Genomic DNA, 24,565 nt, shown 5'->3' on the forward strand with positions numbered 1-24,565 from the left:
TCATGTATTTGAAGCACTTTGGACTCAGCCAAACGCCATTTTCGTTAACCCCTAATACCGGATTTTTTTTCGGGTTATCCCCGCACGTAGAGGCGCTGCAAGTATTGCAGACCGCCCTACAAACCGGGGAAGGTTTTATCAAAGTCACCGGCGAAGTGGGCACGGGCAAAACCTTAATCTGCCGTAAGTTGATTAATGAGCTGCCGCAGGGCTTCCATTGTGCATATCTTCCTAATCCCTATCTCACCCCCGCCGAGCTGCGCTGGGCGGTGGCCAATGAACTTGGATTAAAGTACACCAGCGAAATCGATCAGCAGCAACTCACCGGACTTATCCAGCAACAATTACTCGCCCTGAGCGCCCATGGTCACGCCATTGTATTAGTGCTGGACGAAGCGCAGGCCTTGCCCGATGAGAGCCTCGAAGCACTGCGACTGTTTACCAATCTTGAAACCGAGAGCCGTAAGCTGTTGCAAGTGGTGCTATTTGGTCAGCCCGAGTTGGATGAGCGATTAAAGCGCCAAGCCTTTAGGCAACTGCGGCAGCGCATCACCTTTAGCTACAGTCTGCGGCCGTTAACTTGGGATGAAACCGATGCGTACATTCGTTACCGCTTAGCGGTGGCTGGCTATGCGGGGCAAGCATTATTCAGCCCTAAACTCACCCGTAAAATTGCCGAGGCATCACGTGGTATTCCAAGATTAATCAACATTTTAGCCCATAAGGCCCTAATGCTTAGTTTTGGCGAAGGCGCAACGCAAGTACATATGTCCCACATCAAGGGCGCGATACAGGATACCGAAGATGCCAGTCGCAGCTCGCAAAGGTGGCCGGCCTATATGGCGTTCGTACTGATAGCATGTGCAGCGGCGATTGGGGCGTGGCTGGCATCTGGCGTTAACCTACAACAGTTGTGGGGAGGCTCCGCATGAGTGTGATCAACAAGATGCTGCAGGATCTCGATAAGCGTCAGCAGGGGCATTCCCTTAGCAATGTCGCTGCGCATCAGGCGCAGTATTTAGGGCGCCCCAATTCATCGCGTAAATGGTTAGTTATCAGTTTAGTGTCGCTGCTGGTGGGCGGATTATCGGTATATGCCTTTCAGGCGACCTATGGCGTAAAGAGCGTCGCAGATAACAATGCAAATCCTGTAGCGAGTGCGCAAATTCAGCTGGATAAAGTCAGTTTGCAGACAGATGAACGTCCTTTGGAAAAAGAAGCGACTACGTCAACTCAAGCTAGTCCGTCGTCAACAGATGCTTCAGCAAAGGAGATGTCTGCATCAGCAGATTCAGCCCCAAGTATTGCTCAACCTCCCATTGTAAACGCGGCGTCCGTGGAGCTAAGGAGTGAGCAGGCAACAGCGTCGATTGCGGCAAACACTTCAAGCGAAATGCCTAGCAAGATGGAATTAACCCAAGAGTCGGGGCAGCCCAAACCTGAGCCACAACCGGTTACTGCAAAAGCAAATGAAGCAGAAGTTAACGCAAGTCAGAGCGCAGTAAAAATAACTCAAACTGAGGCCAAGGCGAGTGAACCAGTCGTGCCTGCTGCGGCTCAAGCTTCAAGCCAAGCTTCGGTTAAGTCTTCGAGCCCTGCTTCGGCTCAAGCTCAGTCCGCGGGGCAAATGGCGATTCGAGAAGTGAAGTTATCCCCAAGCCAACTCGCGCAAAAGCAGTTAGTGTTGGCTACGGACGCCGAAAAGCAGGGGCAGTTGGTCAAGGCGATGGATTACTATGCTAAAGCGCTCAAGCTTGACCCGAGCTTACATGAGTCGCGCAAACAACTGGCGGCGCTGCACTATGGTCAAGGCGAGCTGGCGCAAGCGGCCGAAGTGTTAGCGCAGGGACGATTGCTTTATCCGCAAGAGTTTGAATTTGCTTTACTATTGGCAAGGGTGCAACATGCTATGGGCGAGACAGATCTGGCTCTTGCTAGCCTTGATCAAATTCCCGATAGTCATCCTTTAGCTCGACAAAAGTGGTTAGCGCAAACGGACTTGGCTCAAAAACAAGGGCAATATTCGTTAGTTGAACAGGCTTACCGCAAGTTATTGCAGCAGGAGCCGCAGCAGGGGAAATGGTGGATGGGATTAGCCTATGCCCTCGATTCACAGCAACAATTTGGCCCCGCCAGTCAGGCCTATCGCACCGCCTTAAGTTATTCAGGCCTGTCGAGCCAAGCCACGGCTTTTATTGAACAACGTTTACAACAACTAGGAGATAGCCAATGAAACCCAGATTAAAGATGCGTTTGGGCGATCTGTTAGTTCAAGAATCGATTATTACCGAAGAGCAGCTACAACAAGCCTTGGGTGAGCAGCGCAAGACTGGGCATAAGCTCGGCCGAACCCTTATTGAGCTGCGCTCCATTACCGAAACCCAACTGCTGCAATTTTTGTCGCAGCAGTTAAATCTGCCACTGCTGGATATCAGCAAACGCCCAATCCCCGCTGAAGTGGTAAGCCTTATCCCCGAGGTGCAAGCACGGCGTTTTCGTGCCCTTGCGGTGGAAGATCGGGGCGATACGGTATTAGTGGCTATGAGCGACCCTGCAGATTTACAGGCGCTCGACCATTTAGAAAACTTAATTGCGCCTAAAAAGCTCAGTGTTGCGGTCGCGCCCGAGCAACAGTTACTGCAAGCCTTTGATAACCTGTATCGTCGTACCGACCAAATCGCGCAAATTGCCGGTAAGCTCGAAGAGGAATATGCCGCAGATCAAATGTTTGATCTGGCGAGCCTGACCTCAAGCGATAGTGATAATGAAACCACAGTCGTTAAGCTGCTGCAGTCGATTTTTGAAGATGCGGTGCAAATGCGCGCTTCGGATATTCATATTGAACCCGGCGAAAAAGCCCTGCGGATCCGTCAACGTATCGATGGCCAATTACACGAGACCATTCTTAACGAGGTCAATATTGCCGCGGCCTTAGTATTGCGACTTAAGCTTATGGCTGGACTAGATATTTCTGAAAAACGTCTGCCGCAGGACGGGCGTTTTCATATGGAAATCAAGGGCCACAAGATTGACGTGCGTATGTCGACCATGCCGATTTACCACGGCGAATCTGTGGTGATGCGTCTACTCGATCAATCCGCAGGCTTGTTGACCTTAAACGAGACTGGGATGCCGCCACATATTTTGGCGCGTATCCGTAAGCAGATTAAACGCCCCCACGGCATGTTGCTTGTAACTGGGCCTACGGGTAGCGGTAAAACCACCACCTTGTATGGCATCTTAAGTGAGCTCAATACTGCGGATCGCAAAATCATCACGGTAGAAGATCCGGTCGAATATCAATTGCCAAGGATCAACCAAGTTCAAGTTAACCATAAGATTGGGCTCGATTTTTCGAACGTGCTGCGCACTACTTTGCGTCAAGACCCGGACATTATCATGGTCGGTGAGATGCGTGACCAAGAAACCGTGGAGATTGGTCTTAGGGGCGCACTTACGGGTCACTTTGTGTTATCCACGTTGCACACTAACGATGCGGTGACCAGCGCGCTACGTTTGCTCGATATGGGCGCTGCTAGTTACTTAGTGGCGAGTGCGTTAAGGGTGATTATCGCCCAGCGTTTAGTGCGCCGCGTGTGCCATAACTGTGGAGTGGAATATCAGCCTACGGCGCAGGAAAAAGCCTGGCTGAATAGTGTGAGTCGTCAGGATTTTTCATCGGCCAAGTTCCGCGTTGGCACGGGCTGCCAAAGCTGTAACGGCAGTGGTTATCGCGGCCGTATCGGTATTTTTGAGATCCTAGAGTTGGATGAAAAGATGATCGATGCGATGCGTACCGGTAATCCACAGGATTTTGCCCGTGCAGCCATGCAAAGCCCGAATTTTACTCCGCTGGCCGAGTCGGCACTGCAATATTTGAGCGAGGGCATGACGACCATTGAAGAGGTGGCTAAGCTAGTTGAAGATGTGAGTGAGTCGCAGGTGCCACTCTCGCAGGATATTATCAGTCAGCAAGGCGTTGAGGCGTAATTATGCCGGTTTATCAATACCGTGGACGCAGTGGACAAGGTCAGGCCGTAACGGGTCAGCTCGATGCTGCCTCCGAAAGTGCTGCTGCTGATATGCTGTTAGCGCGCGGCATTATTCCCTTGGAGGTTAAAGCGGCAAAGGTGACTAAGTCATTTTCACTGACACAGCTCTTTGGCAGTAAAGTCGGTTTAGATGAATTACAAATTTTTACCCGGCAAATGTATTCCCTTACGCGTTCGGGGATCCCGATTTTGCGGGCCATTGCTGGTTTATCTGAAACCGCGCATTCCCAACGTATGAAGGATGCGCTGAATGATATTTCAGAGCAGTTAACGGCAGGTCGCCCGTTGTCATCTGCCATGAATCAACATCCAGATGTATTTGATTCTCTGTTTGTTTCTATGGTTCATGTGGGCGAAAACACCGGTAAGTTAGAAGATGCTTTTATTCAGCTCTCGGGTTATATCGAGCGTGAGCAGGAAACCCGCCGCCGGATTAAGGCTGCGATGCGTTATCCCATATTTGTATTGATTGCCATTGCACTAGCCATGGTGATTTTAAACATCATGGTGATCCCCAAATTTGCCGAGATGTTTGCTCGCTTTGGTGCCGACCTGCCTTGGGCGACTAAGGTGTTGATCGGCACATCAAACTTGTTTGTCAACTATTGGCCCCTGATGCTGGTAATACTGCTCGGGACCATTATTGGCATCCGCTACTGGCACCATACGGAAAAAGGTGAGAAACAGTGGGACCAGTGGAAGTTACACATTCCCGCCGTGGGTTCGATTATTGAACGCTCGACTCTCTCCCGTTATTGTCGCAGTTTTTCGATGATGTTGAGCGCTGGAGTGCCGATGACGCAGGCACTCAGTCTAGTGGCCGATGCGGTGGATAATGCCTATATGCACGACAAAATTGTCGGGATGCGCCGTGGCATAGAGTCAGGCGAATCTATGCTGAGGGTGTCTAACCAGAGCAAATTGTTTACGCCACTGGTGTTGCAAATGGTCGCCGTTGGTGAAGAAACCGGCCAAATTGACCAACTATTAAACGATGCCGCCGATTTTTACGAAGGTGAGGTCGACTACGATCTTAAAAATCTTACGGCTAAGTTAGAGCCGATTTTGATCGGGATCGTAGCTGTGATTGTATTGATTTTAGCGCTGGGTATTTACCTGCCCATGTGGGACATGCTCAACGTGGTTAAAGGCGGGAAGTAATGCCGAGTCGAGAATTTAACTCATTTAGGATCAAATAGATGCAGAGCCAGCAGAAGGCCGAAAGCGATCTATTACGTGTGTATGGTCGGCTCGTTAGCTTGACCTTGATCTTGGTTATTCTCGCGGTGATTGGCGTTAAATATTTTGCCACTATGCCACAACTTGCTGCCCGTAGTGTGGAGCTCGAACATACGCGCTTCTTAAATGTGTTGGCTATGGTGCGCTCCCAGTGGTTATCCCTTGGCAAACCACAACAAATGCGACTAGATTGGGAAGTGTTTAATGAGCAAAATACTCATAATGAGCAGCAAACGCTGGTGATCATGAGCGCTCAGGGATGGCCGCAACCGACCGAACTTAGTGACCAAGGTTGCCAAGCCTTATGGTGGCAACTAATGGGGCAGGAGGTGGCAGATAACTCCTTAATTGGTAGCTATTTTCACAAGGATAATAGCTGCCGTTTTCGGTCACAAAATGGCGATAGTATCGGCTATCAACTAAATTCTGGCAGGGTCATTTTTTTGACGTCTCCCTAAAATATTGTTAAGTAACGGGCTTTTTTAAACTGATTTAGCTGTTAGAATGGACTTTCATCAAGATAGGGAGAGACTAATGAAGACTAAGCAAAATGGTTTTTCATTGATTGAACTGGTCATAGTGATCGTAATTTTGGGGTTGCTTGCGGCAACAGCTATCCCACGTTTTTTAAACGTCACCGATGATGCTGAAGATGCTAGTGTGGACGGTGTGGCCGGTGGTTTATCCACAGCCGTAAGTTTTGTGCGTTCACAATGGGAAGTCGATGGTCGCCAAAATAGCAGTGTGATCTTAGATGGTACTTCTGTTTCACTCGACCCACGTTTTGGTTATCCAACGGGTACCTCTGGTACCGATGCAACGGCGATGACGGATGCGAGCTGTCAGCAGGTATTCAATACGGTATTACAAAGTGCGCCACGTAATGTGCTCTATTCGCAAGATGCGCGAAATCAACGTTATACAGTACGTGTAATTGATGGTGCGGGTGGCAGTACTAATTCAATTGCGGGTACAGCCGTGAGTGGTTTGGATTTATGTGTTTATCATCAAGTGGCCTCACTGGTGTTAAACCAAAATACAGGTGTGCCAACTCCGGCACCAGATTTATCAACCACTGGCGCTAAAGGCGTGGTTTATAATCCGGGTACAGGCAAAGTATTAAGTTTCACTCAAACACCATTTACGCCTTAATTTAATGTTTTATTTGGTTTATCTTTTAAGTAGTTTATTTTTAAGTTACTTAAGTTAATTGGTTCTCAAAAAAGGGTAGTTTTATATGAAAAGACAACAAGGTTTTACCTTAATCGAATTAGTCGTAGTGATCATTATCTTAGGTATTCTTGCTGTCACAGCAGCACCTAAGTTTATTAATCTGCAGTCAGATGCTCGTGCATCTGCAATTCAAGGTCTAAAAGGTGCAATTCAAGGTGCAAATAGCTTAGTTTATTCAAAAGCGGCGTTAGCTGGAAAAGAGAAAGAAGCAACTTATACATTAGACATTGCTGGTACATCAGCTACAACTGATGATGTTGCTATCGTTTATGGCTATATGGATGCGACTAAAGCGGCTTTAGAAGCGGGTATGGACGTTAAATTTGATGCGGGTACTTCACCAACCGCTACTGGTTCAAATGATTGGATTATTAATGTGGATACTACTGCCAAAACTGCAACTATATGGCAACGCGGTGCACCTGCCGATGTCGCTTCACCTGCTGCAAGCTGCAAGATTGTATATCAAGCAGCAGCGAGTGCTGGTGCTTTACCAACGATTACGCTTACAGATAATGGTTGTTAATTTGAGTTACGGAAAAAGGCCTGCCTAGCAGGCCTTTTTTTTAGGTCAGCTATCTATCGAAGTGTTGGCTGTAATAAAATGAATTTGCTCATTATTTCTTTTGTTTAGGCGAAATATTTGCCTTACGAATCAAGTTGGCAGAAACTGAACCTAGAACCTAGAACCTAGAACCTAGAACCTAGAACCTAGAACCTAGAACCTAGAACCTAGCATCACGGCAAAGCGGACAATGCGAAGATTTCCCAGCGGCAGACAGTTTGGGTTTACCTTAGTCGAACTTGTGACCACTATTATCCTGATTGGGATTTTGTCGGTGACGGTATTGCCGCGCTTATTTAGCCAGTCATCCTACAGTGCCTTTAGCCTGCGTAATGAGTTTATGGCCGAGCTGCGCCAGGTTCAGCAAAAATCCTTAAATAATACCGATAGATGTTACCGCGTTGTCGTTTCAGCGACGGGCTATCAAGTGAGTCAGTTTGCCAGTCGCGATAGCACAGGTTGTACGGGCACGCCTTTATCTCCTAACCCTTTATCCAGCCAAGCTTTTCAAGGTGGTGCGCAGTTAGTGCTTATCAGCAACAATGCCAAGAGCTTTTATCTTGATTTTGATATCAATGGTCGAGCGTCGCTTGCTTGTAATGGGCCATGTATCAATGTGATTGCCAATGACACTGTGGCGATTAATATCTCCAGCGAGGGCTATATTTATGCGAATTAATCCTCGATTGCTGAAGAGCAGAATAATAACGCCACTCTTAAAACCCACACCACAACAGGGATTTACCTTAATTGAATTAGTGGTCGGCATGTTAGTCATTGCCATCGCTATCGTCATGCTTAGTAGCATGTTATTTCCACAGGCGGATCGCGCTGCCAAAACTTTACACCGAGTAAAAAGTGCCGAGCTTGCCCACTCGGTGATGAATGAGATTTGGGGCAAACGTTACGACCAAAATACCAATGCTAATGGTGGTGTGCCTGCTTGCGGGAGTCCATTAGGCAGTAGTTGCTCGGCCGTCTTAGGGCCCGAAGCGGGAGAGGGGCGCAACGATTTTAACGATGTGGATGACTATAACGGCTTAACCCAGAACGCTACTATGCTCAATTCCAGCCAAACTTATGCGCAGGCGTACCCCAACTATCAATTAAGTGTCACAGTCGCCTTTGGGCCTGCGCCTAATACCAAGTTAGTGACCATTAATGTCACCACGCCAGATAACGAAGTGATCACTTACAATTTGGTCAGGAGCAATTACTAATGCGCTCTTTATCAATGAAGAATAAGCGTCTATACGCGCAGGGGTTTACCTTAGTTGAAATGGTCACTGTGATCCTGATCTTAGGCATTCTGGTGGTCGGGGTGAGTAGCTTTATTATTTTCGGCACGCGGATTTTTGTGGAGTCGAGTTCGGTCGATCAAGTGCTAAGCCAAAGCCGCTTTGCCATTGAGCGTATGACCCGCGAGCTGCGTAGCGCAGTGCCTAATAGTGTGCGGCTCAATGGTAATGGCTTAACCTATCAGTGCGTTGAATTTGTCCCTATTGAGACGAGTACCACCTATTTAGCAATGCCGATTGCGCCGAGCACAGCAGCGCTAACGGGCACTGTGATTTTAGATAATCTGACCAGTAAGATTGCAGCGAACCAATATGTGTGGATTTATCCTTTAACCGAGAGCGATGTATATAACAGCGCGAGACAAAAACGCGCAAAGATTAACACCGTTAGCAGCGCCGCAAACCAAGTGACCTTAACCTTTACGGCCAATACGAGGTTTGCCGAAGCCTCTCCGCGGCAGCGGATCTATTTTGCTTCAGCACCTGTGAGTTATTGCTTTGAGAAAGCCTCATCGACCAATGAGTTAACCTTAACGCGTTATACTGGCTATGGGGTGAATGCCAGCCAGCCAACACCTGCGGATATGAGTTCGGGCGTGCTAATGGCACAGAGCGTGGCTAATGTGCTGAGCAATAACGCTGATTTACCGCTGATTTTAACGCCGTCGAGCCTCGTTAATAATGCGATGGTGCATTTACAACCGCGATTTAATGTCAACGGCGAGACATTTCAATATCGACATCAAGTGCAGGTGATTAATGTCCCCTAACTTATTTAGCCTCTCGCGCTCAACATATTGTCAGTGTGCGGCCCATCGCCAAGGTGGCAGCGCCTTAGTCATCGGTATTTTTGTCATTACAGTGATGTTTTTATTGGCCGCAGCCTTAATTAATATTGTTGAAGATGCAGATAGCGGATTAACCCAAGAGGTGTGGGGGACCCGTGCATTAGCCGCAGCAAACAGCGGTGCCGATGCCGCATTAGCGCAATTATTCCCATTGAATGCGCCTGCCAACGCTACGGCGACTTGTACAAGTGTTTCAAGCAGTTGGACGCCACCCGATGTAGTGGGCTTTCATGCCTGTAGCGTCAGTTTAAGCTGCACATCCTATGCAGTTGGCGCTGTCACTCAATATCGGATCAATAGTAAAGCGGTGTGTGAGAGTGGTGATACCCGTGTTAGCCGTCAAGTAGAGGTAGAAGCCCGTGGTTAGATTGCTAGGGATGTTTATTAGTTTGCTGTTATGCAGTTATGCGACTCAAGCGTTTGAGAGTGTTGACTATAACAAGTATTTTCCTGCGGTGGTTCAAGGACACCATGGAACGGCCAGTGGATGCGCTAGCCCTGCTTCAAACTTAACTATCTATCGCGGTTTTATTGATGGAACGGGCGGGCAAAATCTCGCTTATTGCAGCAGCAATAAGGCGGGTAATAGTATGCAGAATAATGTCTGTGATGATGGTGCCGGAGGGGTTCGATATTGTGATATTACGGGTTCTGATATTGCAGGCCTTAATTTGAATTCTCCCGCTAATCAGTTTCAAACGGGTAATGGTTCTGTTGGAATTGGTTATGGTCAATGCCAACCCAGTACCACCTTTGGGGCTGATAATACAACGGAATTTGGTTCAATTATTTTAGATAAAAATGGCTGTCAGCTAGCGTTTTCTGCTAATCACTCTACTTATAAAATTAAAAATCTGATTCTCGATAAGTCGACTGTGCTTAATTTATCCGCGGGAGATTATTGGGTTGAGAATTTTACCGTTACTGGTGGTTCACCCAATATTAATATCGCGGGCGATGTACGATTTTTTGTTAAAAATGCCGTTAACATTTCAGGCGCCCTAAAGTTTAATGCATCTGGCGCCGGTGAATTACTGTTTTTGGGGTACAGTAATATCGCTCTAAATACATCTAATATTGATATAAATGCTTATATCTACAGCGATGCAGAAGTCACTATTAATGGCACTAATACCATTTTTGGTCGTATAACTTCCCGTAAGTTAACGGTTAATGATGATTCAAAAATTATTGGTGGTTCAAACTTACAATTGAGTTTTGGTAAGGCGACATCTACTTCAGTGGTTTTTGATGAGGCCTTTCCTGCTGGAGTGACTCCCCTCGTATTCTTGATGCCTACCATTTCGAGTTCATCCATTAATGCTGATGGACCTGCTTCGGTTTTCTTGTCGAATGTGAGCAATACAGGTTTTACTTGGTACCAAGCAGAGCCTTCGAGCCAAAACAATCGTTACATTCCATCTTCGCCCATGCCAGAAGTGCATTGGATTGCGGTAACACCGGGTAGCTACACTCTCTCTAACGGTAAACGTTTAACTGCTGGAACAGTGACTACCCATAGCGCTTTGAATATGTCTTCGTCGGCTTGGGTTAATCAACCACTTGCTAGTGGATTAACGGTAAGACTCAATCAGTTGCAAACCCGCAATAATAATTGTTGGTTAACCAGTATCTCTCGGCCCTATAACGGCGGCATGCAATTAAATTTAGATACTTCTGAAGTGTATTCTGGTTCAGGTAGTAATCGGCGTTGTCAGCCTAGTGGTGTGAATTCACTTAACGATGAGACAATTGCTTATCTTGCCATCGAACCGGGTGTTGGCACTATGGCGCTCGGTGGAGAAAATGTTCGCTATCAATTCGCTAACACCATCACCCATCAATCAGGCACTTCATTAACACAGCAATGTGCTTACACCACGGCGTTAACAGGGTTTGACAATGCTCCAACCTTTGTGGCGGGTAGGTCATCTCGTAATGGTAGTGATGGTGGTTGGTTAAGGCGTTGTACACTGACATCGACACTGGTCAGTGTCGTCAATGACGAAGATACTTATCAAGATACTGACCGGACGCATGTTTCGGAAGATTATGGGTTTATCGCGCTCGAAAAAGTCGCCCCTGTTGAAGAATGTTTTACTGACGATTTTTCCCGTTCTAGCCTTGGAAATGACTGGGCAATAAAAGTATTAGGGAGTTCAACGCCACCAAGTATTGTGGGTAACAGGCTTAGAATTACCCCTGCATTGGGTAACCAAGCGACATCAAGTACCTTCCAGCGGCTATTTCCTGCTGAGGATAACCTAGTCACTGTTGAGTTTGACTATTTTGCTTGGTCTCCATCGTCAGGTACCGGGGGGGATGGTATTGCGGTTATTCTCTCTGATGCATCAGTGACTCCTCAACCGGGTAGTTTTGGTGGTGCCCTAGGGTATGCTCAGCGTAATGATGGTACATCGGGTTTTGCTGGTGGTTGGCTAGGTGTTGGTTTAGATGAATATGGTAACTTTTCGAGCGGTAACGAAGGTAAAGTGGGGGGGCCTGGATTTAGGGCACAATCCATTGCCCTACGTGGTTCCGCCGCATCAAATTACAGTTATTTAGCTGGAACAGCTGCAAATTTAAACCCTGCTATTGATGTGCGAAGTACCCAAACGGCACAACCTAACCATAAGTATCGAATCAAAATTGATTCAACGATCAATGGGCAAGCGTGGGTCTCCGTTGAACGGGATGTTCGTGATGGAAGAGGCTATCAAGCACTTGTTTCGGCTTTTGATGCAAGGGCAAAAGCTGGCCAGGGTGCGGTACCAGAAGATTTTTATTTGTCATTCACGGGTTCTACTGGGGGAGCAAATAACAACCATGAAATCGATAACTTCAAAGTGTGCGCCATAAAATCACGGCCTGTTGGTCAACAAGTGCATCATTTTGAATTTGATTATTCGAACTCGCCGTTGACCTGTAAAGCTGAAACAATGGCAGTACGTGCCTGTGCAAATGCTGATTGTAGTCAGTTATTTACCGATCCTGTTGTTGCGCAGTTGTCGTTAAATCCCAATACCAATGGCGCTTGGTATGTTGGTGGAGTAAATACTTCGAGTCTTAGTTTTGTTAATGGCATAGCAACCGCAAGCCTACGTTATAATGTGACAGCTCCGCCAGTGACGATTGGCGTCAGTAGTTCTATTCCATCTACCATTGCTGGAAGCGATACTCTTTGCCGTAAGGGGACTGGTCCTTTAAATACGGCTTCATGCACTTTAGCTTTTGCTGATAGTGGATTTATTTTCGACGTCCCTGATAAATTGGCAAACAAGCCTACTTCCATCAATATTTCTGCAGTAAGAAAGTCAAATTCGAGTTTGGAATGCGTACCAGTATTTGAAAATACGACTAAGAATATTGGTTTTTGGAGTAGCTATATTTCCCCCTCTTCCATCCCAAGCACTTGGCAGCAACCTCTTAGTATTAAAGGGAATGTATCTGGCTCGACAACGACTGCTATCGGCAAAACTGAGGTTTCACGTACCCAAATTCCGTTACAGTTTACTAATGGCGTTGCATCCCTCGAGATAAATTATCCCGATGCCGGACGAGTACAACTTGATGCTAGGTTTGATGGCACGGGTGAAGATGCGGGTCTTTTGATGACTGGCTCAGATCAGTTTGTCAGTGTGCCTGCGGGATTATGCGTCAAACCCGTGGACGCCAGCGCCAGTTGCCCGAGTGCGGATATGAGCTGTAATGCCTACCGTAAAGCGGGGCAGAATTTCGGTATGACGGTCCAAGCTATGGCTTGGGAAAAGGACGGTGATACGGACTTTTGTTCGGGCAACGTATCTACGCCTAACTTTAGTGACCAAACCATAAAGCTTGCCAGCAAAGTCGTGGCGCCTAGTATTGCCAGCGGCGGTCATGATGGGGTTTTAGGTGTGACTACCTATAACCATAGCGCGCAAACTAATAATCTTAATACCATAACAAATCAAACGATTAGCGAAGTGGGAGTATTTCAAATCGCGGCGCAGGCGAGCCCTAACTATCTCGGGTCAGCCAGCAGCTTAAATATTCCGATTGGCTATTCAGCCAATATTGGCCGCTTTGTGCCCGATAGATTTTTAGTGGGCGATATTTCCGTCTTACCCGCCTGCGGCAGTTTTAGCTATATGGATCAACCCTTCCCGATGTCGATGAGCCTCAAAGCCTTAAATATCGGCGGCGCGGTGACGCAGAACTATTTCCCACCATTCTCCCTTGCGACCGCCAAATTGGTGGGAGAGAACAATAACAATGGTATCGACTTACAGAGTCGCTTAAGTGCCTTGCCCGTCAACGCGGCGAGTTGGGTTCAAGGTGTGGCGACGGTCGATGGCGCTTACCGCGCTAACTTGAGCCGTGTAACCCCGAATGTGGCGACGAATCAGTATCAAGACGGTCCCTTCGAGCTGCTCGATATTGGTGTGCAGTTGATGGATAACGATCCTCGGCCAAATGGACTTTACAGTTATGTGGCCTCGCCCGATATGGATGCAGCAACCACGGGGAATTGCACTAACTGTAATGCCAAGAAAATCACCACGCAGATCCTACGCCATGGCCGGGTGGTGATGGACAATACCTATGGCCCCGAGACTGAAATCCTCAAGATGCCGACCCGAGCCGAATATTGGAATGGGGCTAATTGGGTATTAAATGGCGATGATAGTTGTACCATTGCCACCTATGGCCTGGGGTCGCAGGTGGATAATGCAGCCCTTGGCTATAACTTTGACCCCGATTTGACCACAGGACAAAGCATTAATCGCTCGGGCGCTTCATCGGCTTTTCAAGCGGGGCAATTTGATTTGCTGTGGCGAGCAGTGACCTCCAGCGGCAACTTATATCGCGGCCAAGTCACCGCGCCTTTAGATGTACCAACCTGGTTAGAATGGTATTGGAACTGGAATGGGGTCTCCCCAACCAGCTTATCCGATCCCCGTGCGAGTGCATTTTTTGGTCGTTACCGTGGTCATGACAGAATCATCTACTGGCGAGAGGTCAATTAAAGCGGTTTTCAGTTCGTTTTTGCTGAATTGGGTTTCTGCTTTGGTGATTGATCATGGCGTGATGGTTTTAGGGCGACGTTGCAAAGTGTGATACAGGGTAAAAATGCAAGAAACAGGTTTTGCTAATGTTGCCAGCTTGTATTTGATATGGTTTTTAACTGTTGGATTTTTCACCAATAAAGCGCTTTTTTCGATTAAATAGTGTTTTTGAGCGGCACATTTGAAAAAAAATCACTCCATTAGCGATTGTTAACCTCAACGGTCTTGTGGAATCAGGGTGGCATTGATAAAGTTAGCTGATTTTTCTTTTCTTCTGACTCCACAGAATACAGGCTAGTTACATGTTCAAGAAGCTGCGTGGCATTTTTTCTAATGATCTATCGATCGATTTGGGTACAGCTAACACCTTAATTTATGTTCGTGACGAAGGCATAGTCCTCAATGAGCCTTCTGTTGTTGCTATACGTGGTGAGCGTAGTAGTTCTGGTCAGAAATCTGTTGCCGCTGTCGGTACAGAAGCCAAACAAATGTTAGGCCGTACCCCAGGCAATATCCAAGCAATCCGTCCGATGAAAGACGGGGTGATTGCCGACTTTTATGTGACAGAGAAAATGTTGCAGCACTTTATTAAACAAGTGCATAACAACAGCTTTTTTCGTCCTAGCCCACGCGTTTTAGTCTGTGTACCGGTTGGCGCAACGCAAGTTGAACGCCGCGCGATTCGTGAGTCAGCCATGGGCGCAGGTGCCCGTGAAGTCTATTTGATTGAAGAGCCAATGGCCGCAGCAATTGGTGCGGGTTTACCTGTCTCTGAAGCTACCGGTTCTATGGTTGTGGATATCGGTGGTGGTACCACTGAAGTCGCGATTATCTCCTTGAACGGTGTGGTGTATTCCTCTTCTGTACGTATTGGTGGTGACAAGTTTGATGATGCCATCATCAACTATGTACGTCGTAACTACGGCAGCTTGATTGGTGAAGCAACGGCTGAGCGCATCAAGCACACTATCGGTACTGCTTACCCTGGCGATGAAGTATTAGAGATTGAAGTTCGTGGTCGTAACTTGGCCGAAGGTGTACCTCGTAGCTTCACGCTGAACAGCAACGAAATTTTAGAAGCACTGCAAGAGCCATTGTCTGGCATTGTGAGTGCCGTTATGGTGGCATTAGAGCAATCGCCACCGGAATTAGCGTCTGATATCTCTGAGCGCGGCATGGTATTAACCGGTGGTGGTGCCTTACTGCGTGATTTAGACCGTTTATTGATGCAAGAAACTGGAATTCCAGTCATGGTGGCGGACGATCCTCTGACCTGCGTAGCGCGTGGTGGTGGTAAAGCCCTCGAAATGATTGATATGCACGGCGGCGATCTGTTCTCCGAAGAAACCTAATCTAACTTCGGTATGGGGCGGTTAATCACCGCCTTAGCTTTCCTATGAAGCCTATTTTTGTTCGTGGTATTTCGAACCAGTTCCGTTTAACGCTGGCAATTATCCTGTCGGTGATTTTGCTTGCCGCAAATCACCGTCTCGAGCCTGCCCGTGAATCCCTTTCAACTGCCTTAAGCCCCATCCAATACCTTGCGAGTGTGCCCAGTGCGATCCTCGATTGGTCATCGGAGAGTTTTGCTACCCGCAATATGTTGGCGTTGCAAAATAAAGAGCTGTTAAGGCAACAATTATTAATGAGTGAGCGTCTGCAGCGCTTCGAGCATCTTCGTCAAGAAAACGAGCGTTTACGCGCTCTGTTGGGATCGCCTGCCTATCAGGACTCCCGCAAGATGGTGGCCGAAGTGATGGAGGTGGCCAGCGATCCTTCCCATCATTATGTGGTACTCAATCACGGCTCGCGAAGTGGAGTGTTTGTCGGTCAACCCGTAGTTGATGCCCAGGGCGTCGTCGGCCAGGTTGTACAGGTCAGTGAGATGACCAGCCGCGTGCTCTTGCTCTCGGATGTTTCCCACGGTTTACCCGTGCGAATTACCCGTAACGATGTGCGTTTAGTGGCTAACGGTACCGGTGAGCTCGATGAGATTGAACTGCGCCATGTGGCCAAGAGTACCGATATTCGCGTTGGAGACTTATTAGTCACATCAGGCCTTGGTAATCGCTTCCCCGAAGGTTATCCAGTGGCGCGGGTCATGGAAGTCTTAACCGAAGACGGTCAGAGTTATGCGCGTGTCACGGCTCAGCCATTAGCGGCGCTCGATAGGATTCGTTATCTGCTGTTGATTTGGCCATCCCCTGATTCTGGCGTGACTTTGCCGAATCAAATCCCTGTGCCAGCTGCGGATCATCCGGTAGAAGAGGCTAAACCCGATGCGGGTAATTGCAATGCGAATCCTCAAGGCGCTGCTGCTAATGCGACCGTGCCTAGTAACGCAGCACCTAATAGCACTGTACCTAATACGACAGCGCCGAACGCCGCTGCGGCGCCAAGCAATGCCAATGGTGCTTCGAACGCTGCCACCACTCAACCGCCAGCCGAGGTGCACTAATGAGTTTACAAGCTGCAAATGGACGCATCGCGGTTTGGTTAACCCTATTTGTCGGGCTGTTAAGTCAAATTATGCCGCTGCCAACTATTGTTGAGGCTTGGCGTCCCGATTGGTTATTGATGATTCTGATCTATTGGTCGATTGCGTTGCCCCACAGATATAACATTCTGACGGCGTGGTTGATGGGGTTGGCTTTAGATATTCTGCTCGGCGCTACCCTAGGTGTGCGCTCACTTTCGATGTCGCTAGTGATTTATATCGCGATTTTGCACTGCCAGCGGTTACGCAACTTCCCTAAGTGGCAACAGTCACTGGTGGTGATGTTACTGATTGCTATCTATCACCTGATTATCTATTGGGTCGAGTTTGTGATGGACGGTGCTAAATTCCATACGGATTTGTTCTTACCCGCGTTATCGGGCCTAGCATTTTGGCCGTGGATTTTTTGGATTTTACGTCGCGTTCGACGTCATTATAAGGTTCGTTAGTCGTGAATTTAGTCTTAGCCTCAACTTCGCCACGCCGTAAAGAGTTATTGACTCATATAGGTTTAGGCCGCGCCGATTTTAGTTTTACCCAAGTGGCGCCGGATATCGATGAAACCCCTAAGAAAGGTGAGTTACCACGCGACTATGTTCAGCGCCTCGCGGCCGAAAAAGCCCAAGCAGGGCTTGCATTATGCTCAGGTATGTCACAGCCTGCTGTATTAGGTTCTGATACTATCGTGGTGCTTGAAAACGAAATATTAGGTAAGCCTGTTGATGAAGCCGATGCCAAACGTGTGCTACGCGCACTTTCAGGTAAGGCGCACACTGTGATGACAGCTGTGGCCTTAGCAAAGGCTGACCATACCTCTGTGCGTTTAGTTGAAACTTTAGTGCGTTTTTGCGAGCTGTTGGACGCGGATATCGATGCCTACGTTTCCTCAAAAGAGCCGATGGATAAGGCGGGTAGCTATGGGATCCAAGGTTTGGGCGGTTGTTTTGTCGAATCTATTGAGGGCAGTTACTCCTGCGTTGTAGGCCTACCTTTGGTGGAAACCCGTGAGCTGTTATCCGAGGCGGGAATACGCTAATCGACAGACAGGGCTACTCGCTAACGGAAGTCATCCTCGGCCTTAGTTGAGTATCCGCAAGACAAACATCTGTGATATTGGTTTTCAGGCTTATAACATACTGAGATTAATTTAATTTCCCTAATGGGGTGAGTCGTGAATACCGGTCGCTTAAATCCGAATAAAGTTCAGCGCAAGATGGGTTCAGAATTACTGATTAACGTAACCCCATCTGAGGCTCGTGTTGCTCTGGTTGAGCATGGGGTGCTACAAGAAGTCCATATCGAGAGGCGCATGAAGCGCGGTCTAGTGGGCAATATTTACAAAGGCAAAATCAGCCGTGTGTTGCCCGGCATGCAAGCCGCCTTTGTTGATATTGGCTTAGATAAAGCCGCGTTTTTACATGCCTCCGACATAGTGCCGCACACCGAGTGCGTGGCCGATGTGGAAAAAGGCCATTTTGTGGTACGTGATATCGCCGAGTTGGTTCGCCAAGGGCAAGATATTATGGTGCAGGTGGTAAAAGATCCGCTCGGCACTAAAGGTGCGCGCCTGACTACAGATATCACCCTGCCTTCCCGTTATTTGGTGTTTATGCCTGGCTCAAGCCATGTTGGGGTCTCTCAACGGATTGAGCAGGAGGAAGAGCGCAGTCGCCTTAAGAAAATCACTCTGCCTTTTGTCGATGAAGACGGCGGCTTTATTATCCGCACCGCCGCCGAAGGCGTGGGTGAGGATGAACTTGCCCAGGATGCGGCTTTTCTGCGCCGGGTATGGTCTAAGGTCTCGGAGCGTCGTCAGCGCCGTGGTGTGGCACTCTTGTATCAAGATCTCGCTCTACCAGTACGCATTGTGCGCGACTTTGTGGGAACCGAATTAGATAGAATTCAAGTCGATTCGCGCCGCACCTTTGCCGAGCTGCAAGCCTTCGCCCAAGAGTTTATGCCGGAAATCGCCGACAAGATTGAGCACTATTCTGGGCCTGCACCAATTTTCGATCTCTACGATGTGGAGAATGAAATCCAGCGCGCCCTAGGTCGCAAGGTCGAGCTCAAATCGGGTGGCTATCTGATCATCGATCAGACCGAGGCCATGACCACGGTCGATATCAACACCGGCGCTTTTGTTGGCCACCGTAATCTTGAAGAAACCATCTTCAACACTAACCTCGAAGCCACCCAAGCGATTGCGCGGCAGTTGAGGCTACGTAATCTCGGCGGCATCATCATTATCGACTTTATCGATATGCTGAGCGACGAGCATAAAACACGGGTACTCAATAGCTTAAATAGCGCGCTCGCGAAAGACAGAGTCAAGACGAATGTCAGTGGCTTCTCGGGTCTAGGCTTAGTCGAAATGACCCGTAAGCGCACCCGTGAGAGCTTGGAGCACGTGCTGTGCGGCGAATGTCCTGCCTGTCAGGGCACGGGCAGCATGAAAACGGTTGAAACGGTTTCTTATGAAATCTTCCGTGAAATCATTCGCTTGAATCGAGCCTATGATGCCGATGAATTTTTGCTTTACTGCTCGCCCGCTGTATATAACAGCTTAAGTGGCGATGAAAGTCATCTGGTCGCCGAGCTTGAGGTCTACATAGGTAAACGCATTCGCCTGCAAAATGAGCCCATGTATTCCCAGCACAAATACGACGTGGTGATGATGTAGTGGCAACGCTTTTTACTGCGAAAAAACTCAGCCGTTTTTGCTGGCAATTACTGGCGCTGATCTTAGTCTTGTTTGCCCTGACGGTAAGCTTGATCCGCGGCTTATTGCCTCAAGTAGACGGTGTGCGTCAGCAGTTAGTTGAGTATGTAAAAAGCGAATATCAAATTGATGTGCAGGTTGGTGAGTTATCCGCCCAGTGGCAGGCCTTTGGCCCAGCGGTGACGGTCGATAATCTGGTGATCCCACCGCAGGAAAAACTCCCCGTTACCGTGCTGGTTAAGAACGTCCAAATTAAATTGGATTTTTGGCAATCACTGCTAACGACCAGCCCACGCATCGAAGATGTGAATTTTGATGGTGTTCATATTGCCCTCGATATCGATAAATTATCGGGTAATAGGGCTTCTGGCACGGCCAATCAAACGGCGCAAACTGATTGGCTATATAAGTTACTGTTAAAGCAGCTCGAGCGCTTCTCGCTGACGGATGCCTCGGTGCAACTGTTGAGTTTGCAGCATGAATATCGACCCATCCATATTCGCCACCTTAACTGGCGCAATAGTGGTGAGCGCCACCGCGGCGCGGGGGAAATTTACCTCGATAATAATGTTTCGGTAAAAGAGTCCCTTAACTTGCAGCTTGATATTCAGGGAGACGCAACTGCGCCGGATACCCTGAAGGGGCAAATCTATCTCGCGGCTCAGTCCTTAGATTTAGGGGAATGGGCATCGCGTCAACCCAATCCCTATGATCCCAGCCAAAAGTTACCCTTAGAAGGAGTGGTCAATCTTAAGGCATGGTTTGATTTTGCCCACCGCAGTTTAAGCGCTGGACTGGTGCAGTTTGAACCCAGTTGGTTGCAGTGGTCGATGGAAGATGCACCACAAAAGTTTGAAATCCAGTCTGGCAGTATTAGTTGGGCCCCCAAGGACACCGGCTGGGAAATCAGTAGTACCGATCTGGACTTTGTCACTAACGGCGAGCATTGGCCCGATCTTAAGCTCGCGGCTAAACAGCAAGATGATGCCTTTTATGCCTATGTGAGCCGCTTGGATTTACCGACCTTATTTCCACTCTTGCCATTATTTCCGGGTGTCGATTTAGCTGTACTTGAGCAATGGTTCCATCTCGCGCCCGAAGGCAGTGTTGGGCCGATTCGCCTCTATCAAAGCGCCAAGCAACCCTTGCTCGCCAGTACACATATCCAGCAATTGCATTGGCAGAAAGTTGAAGGCATACCTAACACCAACCCATTAGACATTAAGTTGCAGTGGCAGAATGACAGCTTAGTGTTTTCGCTGCCTGAACAGACCTATACCCTCGATTTTGGCGATCAATTTTCAGCCCCTCTAGTGCTGCATGGCGCTGAGTTAACCGGTGCCTTCGATACTCAAAGGGCGACCTTATCTGTGCCTGAGGTTCTGCTCGAAAACGACGATATTGGCGTGTCTGCCGCCCTAAAACTGGATTTTAGCGCCGAAGCCAGCATGTCACTCGCCGCCAATGTGGCCGTTAAAAATGCCACTAATGCGGATAGATACTTTCCCGTTAAAGCCATGGGCGAGGCGCTGGTGGAGTATTTGGATGGCGCTATCAAGGCGGGTCAGAGCCAAAATGCCCAAGTGTTATGGCAGGGCGCCCTAGCGCATTTTCCCTTTGAGGATAATAGCGGAGTATTCCAAGCGGCCTTTACCTTAGATAACGCCGAGTACCAATTTCAACCCGATTGGCCCGCGGTGACTGAGCTTTCCCTCAACGCCTTATTTGAAAATGCCCGTATGGATATCTGGGTTAACCAAGGCAAATTGATGAATGTGGTGGCCGATGGCGCCCATGTATTTATCCCCGAATTAGGCGAGCATTCGCTGTTAAAAATTCAGGCCGATCTCGCGACTAATGGTAGCGCCGCCACTCAGGTGCTGCAGGCATCGCCGCTCGCCGATACTGTGGGCAAGACCTTAAGCGTTGTGCAAGTGCAGGGCGCAGTGACCGGAAATTTAGATATCAGCATCCCCTTGTACGAGGGCGAGGCCGAGGATATCCGTGGTCAAATTGCGTTTGATAATACGCCCGTCTTTATTGCCCAACCAGGCTTACTGCTCAAGGCCGTGACGGGCACAGTACAGTTCGCGAATGAGATTGTTGAAGGCAAAGGCATTAAATCCCGCCTATTTGAGCAGCCCTTCGAGTTTAGTTTTGCCACTAAACCTGAGGGTAAAGATTTTGCGCTCAATGTGGATATGAAGAGTCGCTGGGATCTCAGCCGTTTACCACAAGAGTTGCAAAATCCCTTGAGTGATTTTTACCAAGGTAAAGTCGCTTGGGGCGGCAACTTGAATATGGTGTTCGACGATCAAGGCTACCAAATTCAAGCCAATCTGGGCTCAGATCTGGTTGGCGCCACCTTGAAATTGCCGGGCGCCTTTGCCAAACCCGAAGATGAACCTAGACCCTTAATGGCGGAGTTTTCTGGCGATCAGCAAACGGCAACGCTAAGGGTAAAACTCGATAAACAGGCCGAGTTTATTGGTGGCTTCGAGGCCGAAAAGGGCACCCAATTTAGCTATTTTGACTTGTTATTGGGCCGACTCTTCGATGCGGCCGAGGTGCCTAATACCGAGCTTGGGCATATCAAGATTGATGTGACCAGCGGCAAGCTCGCCAATTGGTTACCTGTAATTAATGCCTTTGTCGGCACAGACAATAAGCCCATCCGCACTGGCATTTTAGTGGAAGAGGCGAGCCACTCGGCCTTGTTCCCCTCGGTGGTTGGGATCGATGCCAATATCGGCAAGTTTGATTTATTAGGCCAAGGACTGACAGAGCTTAGATTGAGTGCTAAGCCGAACGAACATGGCTGGCGCTTCGATGCTAAGGCCAGCGAGTTTGAAGGCTGGGTCGATTTTTATCCCAACTGGATGACCCAAGGATTAAAAGTTAACGCCAGTAAGTTTTATTTATCCCCCGAAGTGAAACCCGAAGGGGAAGCGGATTTCGCTGCGGATCAGGTGCTCACTAATTTACCGCCGGTTGCCGTGAATGTGGATGATTTTCGCTTTTTCGACAAAGCCTTCGGGAAGCTGGTCTTGCAGGCGAGCCCGCAACCTTTGGGCTATCGTATTCAGACCCTATCGTTAACGACGCCAGAGGTGTCCTTACAGGGCAACGGTATTTGGCAGCAGCAGAATGGTCAAAACCAAACAGAATTAACGGTGAGTTTAAACGCCAGTCAGTTTAATTATTTGAGTCAGCAATTGGGCATCGACCCAGGTGTGAATGAGGCGCCTTTGAAGGTGAATGCCGAGCTTAAGTGGCAAGGTGCGCCCTATGCTTTCTCCCTCAATACCTTAAACGGCAAGGTGAAGTTTGAGCTGGGTAAGGGGCATTTATCTCAGGTGAGCGATAAGGGCGCGCGGATTTTTTCCCTGTTCAGCCTCGACTCCTTAGTGCGTAAGTTATCCTTAGATTTCAGTGACGTGTTCGGCCAGGGCATGTACTTCAACTCCTTTAGCGGCAATCTGCAAATCGATAATGGCGTGGTTAAAACCACGGATACCGAAATGGATGCGATTGCGGGCAATATGAAGGTGCGCGGCTATACGGACCTCACCAGCGAAAGCTTAAACTACGATATCCGTTTTGTGCCACAGCTGGCGTCGAGTGTGCCGACCGTGGTGCTGCTCAGTACCAGTGCGTGGACGCTGGGGCTTGGCGCGTTTGCGCTGACCAAAGTGCTCGAACCTGTGATTGAGGTGATTTCGGAAATTCGCTTCCGAGTGACTGGCACTATGTCCGATCCTGTGGTGGAAGAGCTCGAACGTAAGAGCAAAGAGATTGAGATCCCCGAGTCGATTCTGCCTATGGTGGGGGGCGAATTGCCTGCGCCAACCGAGGGCGCAGACCCTAAGAATGATGCGGTGCCCGTCAAGAATAGCGCTCCGACTAAGACAGACGCTACTCCATCCGTCGAGCCTGAAAAAAACAATGAGCAGCCTGCGCCAGATGCTGATAAACCTAAAGAGGAACCAGTAAAAGCGGTCGAGGAAGAAGTGTTGCCTCAAGCGCCGACGCTCCCCAAGGTAGAGCCTTTAGATCCATCCCAAGTCGAACCCGCACAGCCTAAGCCTGTGAGCCCCAAGGTGGCATTGTCGATAAACACAATTCAAGGAGATAGTCATGCGCATCAGCCTGTTGCAATGTCAGAGCAGTCGCGACGTCAGCGCGAATCTGTTGTTTATCGAATCGCAGCTTGAGGAATTAACCCGTGAGCGCCTGCAATGGGACAAAGATGCCCCGCATTTAGTGGTGTTACCAGAATGCAGCCTGCTGTTTGGTGGCCATGAGAGTCAGCAACTCGCCTATGCGGGCGACAGTCATCTTAGCCCGTTAAAATCTGCCTTAAGTGCCTTAGCCGCCCGTTACTGCGTGTATATGGTGGCGGGAACCATCCCTGCGCTGGCGGAGGATGGACGTGTCTACAGCCGTTGTTATCTGTTTGATGATAAAGGTGATACCTTAGGGCAATACGATAAACTGCATCTGTTTGATGTGGATGTCGCCGACGGCACTAAGCAATACCGCGAGAGTGAAACCTTTTGCCCCGGCAATCATATCAGCGTCATCGACACCCCTTTTGGCAAAATTGGCTTGACCATCTGTTATGATTTACGCTTTCCGGACTTATTCAGGGCGCTGCGCCTCGCGGGAGCCGAGATCATTACCGTGCCTTCGGCCTTTACTAAGGTCACGGGAGAAGCACATTGGCAGGTGTTATTACAGGCCAGAGCCATTGAAACCCAATGCTTTATTTTGGCTGCCGCCCAATGGGGTGCCCATAACGAAGGCTGCCGCGAGACCTGGGGGCAGAGCATGGTGATAGGCCCTTGGGGCAATGTGATTGCCGAGCAGAAAACCGGTACAGGTTGGGTGCATGCCAATATCGATGTGGCCGAGGTGCACAGCATTCGCAGTAAAATGCCCGTGGCGCAACATAATCGCTTTATTGCACCGAACCTTAAGCCTTGAACAGATCAAGCCTTGAACAGATTAAGCCTTCAACAGATTTAGATGAAATAGACTCACAGCGAATTTAAGTTATTTTAAAA

General features: G+C 48.7%; 19 protein-coding genes. All 19 read left to right on the forward strand.

What is annotated here, in order from left to right; all coding sequences use genetic code 11:
* Positions 1 to 2: 2 nt before the first annotated feature.
* The 19 genes from EYR25_RS01785 to EYR25_RS01875 all read left to right on the forward strand — a co-directional run bounded on the left by EYR25_RS01785 (position 3) and on the right by EYR25_RS01875 (position 24,485).
* The gene (locus EYR25_RS01785) at positions 3 to 932 is read left to right on the forward strand and encodes an ExeA family protein (RefSeq protein ID WP_023266927.1); all 930 of its coding nucleotides are present in this window, start codon (positions 3 to 5) and stop codon (positions 930 to 932) included.
* On the forward strand, positions 929 to 2,233 hold the full coding sequence (locus EYR25_RS01790; protein WP_133178312.1) for a tetratricopeptide repeat protein: 1,305 nt from the start codon (positions 929 to 931) through the stop codon (positions 2,231 to 2,233). Before EYR25_RS01785 ends, EYR25_RS01790 begins: the two co-directional genes overlap by 4 nt.
* Entirely contained in the window at positions 2,230 to 3,990 is a 1,761-nt protein-coding gene (locus EYR25_RS01795) for a GspE/PulE family protein (RefSeq protein WP_133178313.1), read from the forward strand. The genes EYR25_RS01790 and EYR25_RS01795 overlap by 4 nt, the downstream gene beginning before the upstream one ends.
* Positions 3,991 to 3,992: 2 nt before the next feature.
* The gene (locus tag EYR25_RS01800) at positions 3,993 to 5,213 is read left to right on the forward strand and encodes a type II secretion system F family protein (RefSeq protein WP_133178314.1); all 1,221 of its coding nucleotides are present in this window, start codon (positions 3,993 to 3,995) and stop codon (positions 5,211 to 5,213) included.
* Positions 5,214 to 5,251: 38 nt separating this feature from the next.
* Complete coding sequence (locus tag EYR25_RS01805) at positions 5,252 to 5,749, forward strand: MSHA biogenesis protein MshF (protein ID WP_133178315.1); 498 nt, start codon at positions 5,252 to 5,254, stop codon at positions 5,747 to 5,749.
* Positions 5,750 to 5,825: 76 nt separating this feature from the next.
* Positions 5,826 to 6,443: a pilus assembly FimT family protein gene (locus tag EYR25_RS01810; RefSeq protein WP_023266932.1), complete on the forward strand. Its 618-nt coding sequence runs from the start codon at positions 5,826 to 5,828 to the stop codon at positions 6,441 to 6,443.
* 85 nt (positions 6,444 to 6,528) lie between these two features.
* Positions 6,529 to 7,050: a type II secretion system protein gene (locus tag EYR25_RS01815; protein ID WP_133178316.1), complete on the forward strand. Its 522-nt coding sequence runs from the start codon at positions 6,529 to 6,531 to the stop codon at positions 7,048 to 7,050.
* 229 nt (positions 7,051 to 7,279) lie between these two features.
* Entirely contained in the window at positions 7,280 to 7,768 is a 489-nt protein-coding gene (locus tag EYR25_RS01820; RefSeq protein WP_133178317.1) for a type II secretion system protein, read from the forward strand.
* Positions 7,758 to 8,309, forward strand: a complete 552-nt coding sequence (locus EYR25_RS01825; protein ID WP_133178318.1) for a type II secretion system protein — start codon at positions 7,758 to 7,760, stop codon at positions 8,307 to 8,309. The genes EYR25_RS01820 and EYR25_RS01825 overlap by 11 nt, the downstream gene beginning before the upstream one ends.
* Positions 8,309 to 9,157 carry a PilW family protein gene (locus tag EYR25_RS01830; protein ID WP_133178319.1) on the forward strand — a complete coding sequence of 283 codons (849 nt, stop codon included), beginning with the start codon at positions 8,309 to 8,311 and terminating at the stop codon, positions 9,155 to 9,157. Before EYR25_RS01825 ends, EYR25_RS01830 begins: the two co-directional genes overlap by 1 nt.
* Positions 9,147 to 9,602: a hypothetical protein gene (locus EYR25_RS01835; protein ID WP_023267788.1), complete on the forward strand. Its 456-nt coding sequence runs from the start codon at positions 9,147 to 9,149 to the stop codon at positions 9,600 to 9,602. Before EYR25_RS01830 ends, EYR25_RS01835 begins: the two co-directional genes overlap by 11 nt.
* 10 nt (positions 9,603 to 9,612) lie before the next feature.
* Positions 9,613 to 14,244: a DUF6701 domain-containing protein gene (locus tag EYR25_RS01840; protein ID WP_133182705.1), complete on the forward strand. Its 4,632-nt coding sequence runs from the start codon at positions 9,613 to 9,615 to the stop codon at positions 14,242 to 14,244.
* Between the two features lie 341 nt (positions 14,245 to 14,585).
* Entirely contained in the window at positions 14,586 to 15,635 is a 1,050-nt protein-coding gene (locus EYR25_RS01845) for a rod shape-determining protein (protein ID WP_011624203.1), read from the forward strand.
* Between the two features lie 44 nt (positions 15,636 to 15,679).
* Complete coding sequence (mreC, locus tag EYR25_RS01850) at positions 15,680 to 16,741, forward strand: rod shape-determining protein MreC (RefSeq protein ID WP_133178320.1); 1,062 nt, start codon at positions 15,680 to 15,682, stop codon at positions 16,739 to 16,741.
* Positions 16,741 to 17,229 (forward strand): rod shape-determining protein MreD, encoded by a 489-nt coding sequence (gene mreD, locus EYR25_RS01855; protein ID WP_133178321.1) that lies wholly within the window; start codon positions 16,741 to 16,743, stop codon positions 17,227 to 17,229. Before mreC ends, mreD begins: the two co-directional genes overlap by 1 nt.
* A 2-nt stretch (positions 17,230 to 17,231) precedes the next feature.
* Positions 17,232 to 17,816 carry a Maf family protein gene (locus EYR25_RS01860; protein ID WP_133178322.1) on the forward strand — a complete coding sequence of 195 codons (585 nt, stop codon included), beginning with the start codon at positions 17,232 to 17,234 and terminating at the stop codon, positions 17,814 to 17,816.
* A 177-nt stretch (positions 17,817 to 17,993) separates the two neighbouring features.
* Positions 17,994 to 19,460, forward strand: coding sequence for a ribonuclease G (rng, locus tag EYR25_RS01865; protein ID WP_011625004.1), 1,467 nt, complete (start codon positions 17,994 to 17,996; stop codon positions 19,458 to 19,460).
* Positions 19,460 to 23,713, forward strand: a complete 4,254-nt coding sequence (locus EYR25_RS01870; protein ID WP_133178323.1) for a YhdP family protein — start codon at positions 19,460 to 19,462, stop codon at positions 23,711 to 23,713. Before rng ends, EYR25_RS01870 begins: the two co-directional genes overlap by 1 nt.
* On the forward strand, positions 23,637 to 24,485 hold the full coding sequence (locus EYR25_RS01875) for a carbon-nitrogen hydrolase family protein (RefSeq protein WP_133178324.1): 849 nt from the start codon (positions 23,637 to 23,639) through the stop codon (positions 24,483 to 24,485). Before EYR25_RS01870 ends, EYR25_RS01875 begins: the two co-directional genes overlap by 77 nt.
* The last annotated feature ends 80 nt before the right edge of the window (positions 24,486 to 24,565 follow it).

The organism is Shewanella decolorationis, assembly GCF_004354305.1.
In the GTDB taxonomy this organism is placed as follows: domain Bacteria; phylum Pseudomonadota; class Gammaproteobacteria; order Enterobacterales; family Shewanellaceae; genus Shewanella; species Shewanella decolorationis.

Excerpts from the sequence above, each read along its gene's own strand:
- EYR25_RS01840 (WP_133182705.1), top strand. The coding sequence starts at position 9,613 with ATGTTTATTAGTTTGCTGTTATGCAGTTATGCGACTCAAGCGTTTGAG.
- EYR25_RS01830 (WP_133178319.1), top strand. The coding sequence starts at position 8,309 with ATGCGCTCTTTATCAATGAAGAATAAGCGTCTATACGCGCAGGGGTTT.
- EYR25_RS01790 (WP_133178312.1), top strand. The coding sequence starts at position 929 with ATGAGTGTGATCAACAAGATGCTGCAGGATCTCGATAAGCGTCAGCAG.
- EYR25_RS01845 (WP_011624203.1), top strand. The coding sequence starts at position 14,586 with ATGTTCAAGAAGCTGCGTGGCATTTTTTCTAATGATCTATCGATCGAT.
- rng (WP_011625004.1), top strand. The coding sequence starts at position 17,994 with ATGGGTTCAGAATTACTGATTAACGTAACCCCATCTGAGGCTCGTGTT.
- EYR25_RS01875 (WP_133178324.1), top strand. The coding sequence starts at position 23,637 with ATGCGCATCAGCCTGTTGCAATGTCAGAGCAGTCGCGACGTCAGCGCG.
- EYR25_RS01825 (WP_133178318.1), top strand. The coding sequence starts at position 7,758 with ATGCGAATTAATCCTCGATTGCTGAAGAGCAGAATAATAACGCCACTC.
- EYR25_RS01810 (WP_023266932.1), top strand. The coding sequence starts at position 5,826 with ATGAAGACTAAGCAAAATGGTTTTTCATTGATTGAACTGGTCATAGTG.
- EYR25_RS01795 (WP_133178313.1), top strand. The coding sequence starts at position 2,230 with ATGAAACCCAGATTAAAGATGCGTTTGGGCGATCTGTTAGTTCAAGAA.
- mreC (WP_133178320.1), top strand. The coding sequence starts at position 15,680 with ATGAAGCCTATTTTTGTTCGTGGTATTTCGAACCAGTTCCGTTTAACG.
- EYR25_RS01785 (WP_023266927.1), top strand. The coding sequence starts at position 3 with ATGTATTTGAAGCACTTTGGACTCAGCCAAACGCCATTTTCGTTAACC.
- EYR25_RS01815 (WP_133178316.1), top strand. The coding sequence starts at position 6,529 with ATGAAAAGACAACAAGGTTTTACCTTAATCGAATTAGTCGTAGTGATC.
- mreD (WP_133178321.1), top strand. The coding sequence starts at position 16,741 with ATGAGTTTACAAGCTGCAAATGGACGCATCGCGGTTTGGTTAACCCTA.
- EYR25_RS01805 (WP_133178315.1), top strand. The coding sequence starts at position 5,252 with ATGCAGAGCCAGCAGAAGGCCGAAAGCGATCTATTACGTGTGTATGGT.
- EYR25_RS01800 (WP_133178314.1), top strand. The coding sequence starts at position 3,993 with ATGCCGGTTTATCAATACCGTGGACGCAGTGGACAAGGTCAGGCCGTA.
- EYR25_RS01820 (WP_133178317.1), top strand. The coding sequence starts at position 7,280 with ATGCGAAGATTTCCCAGCGGCAGACAGTTTGGGTTTACCTTAGTCGAA.
- EYR25_RS01835 (WP_023267788.1), top strand. The coding sequence starts at position 9,147 with ATGTCCCCTAACTTATTTAGCCTCTCGCGCTCAACATATTGTCAGTGT.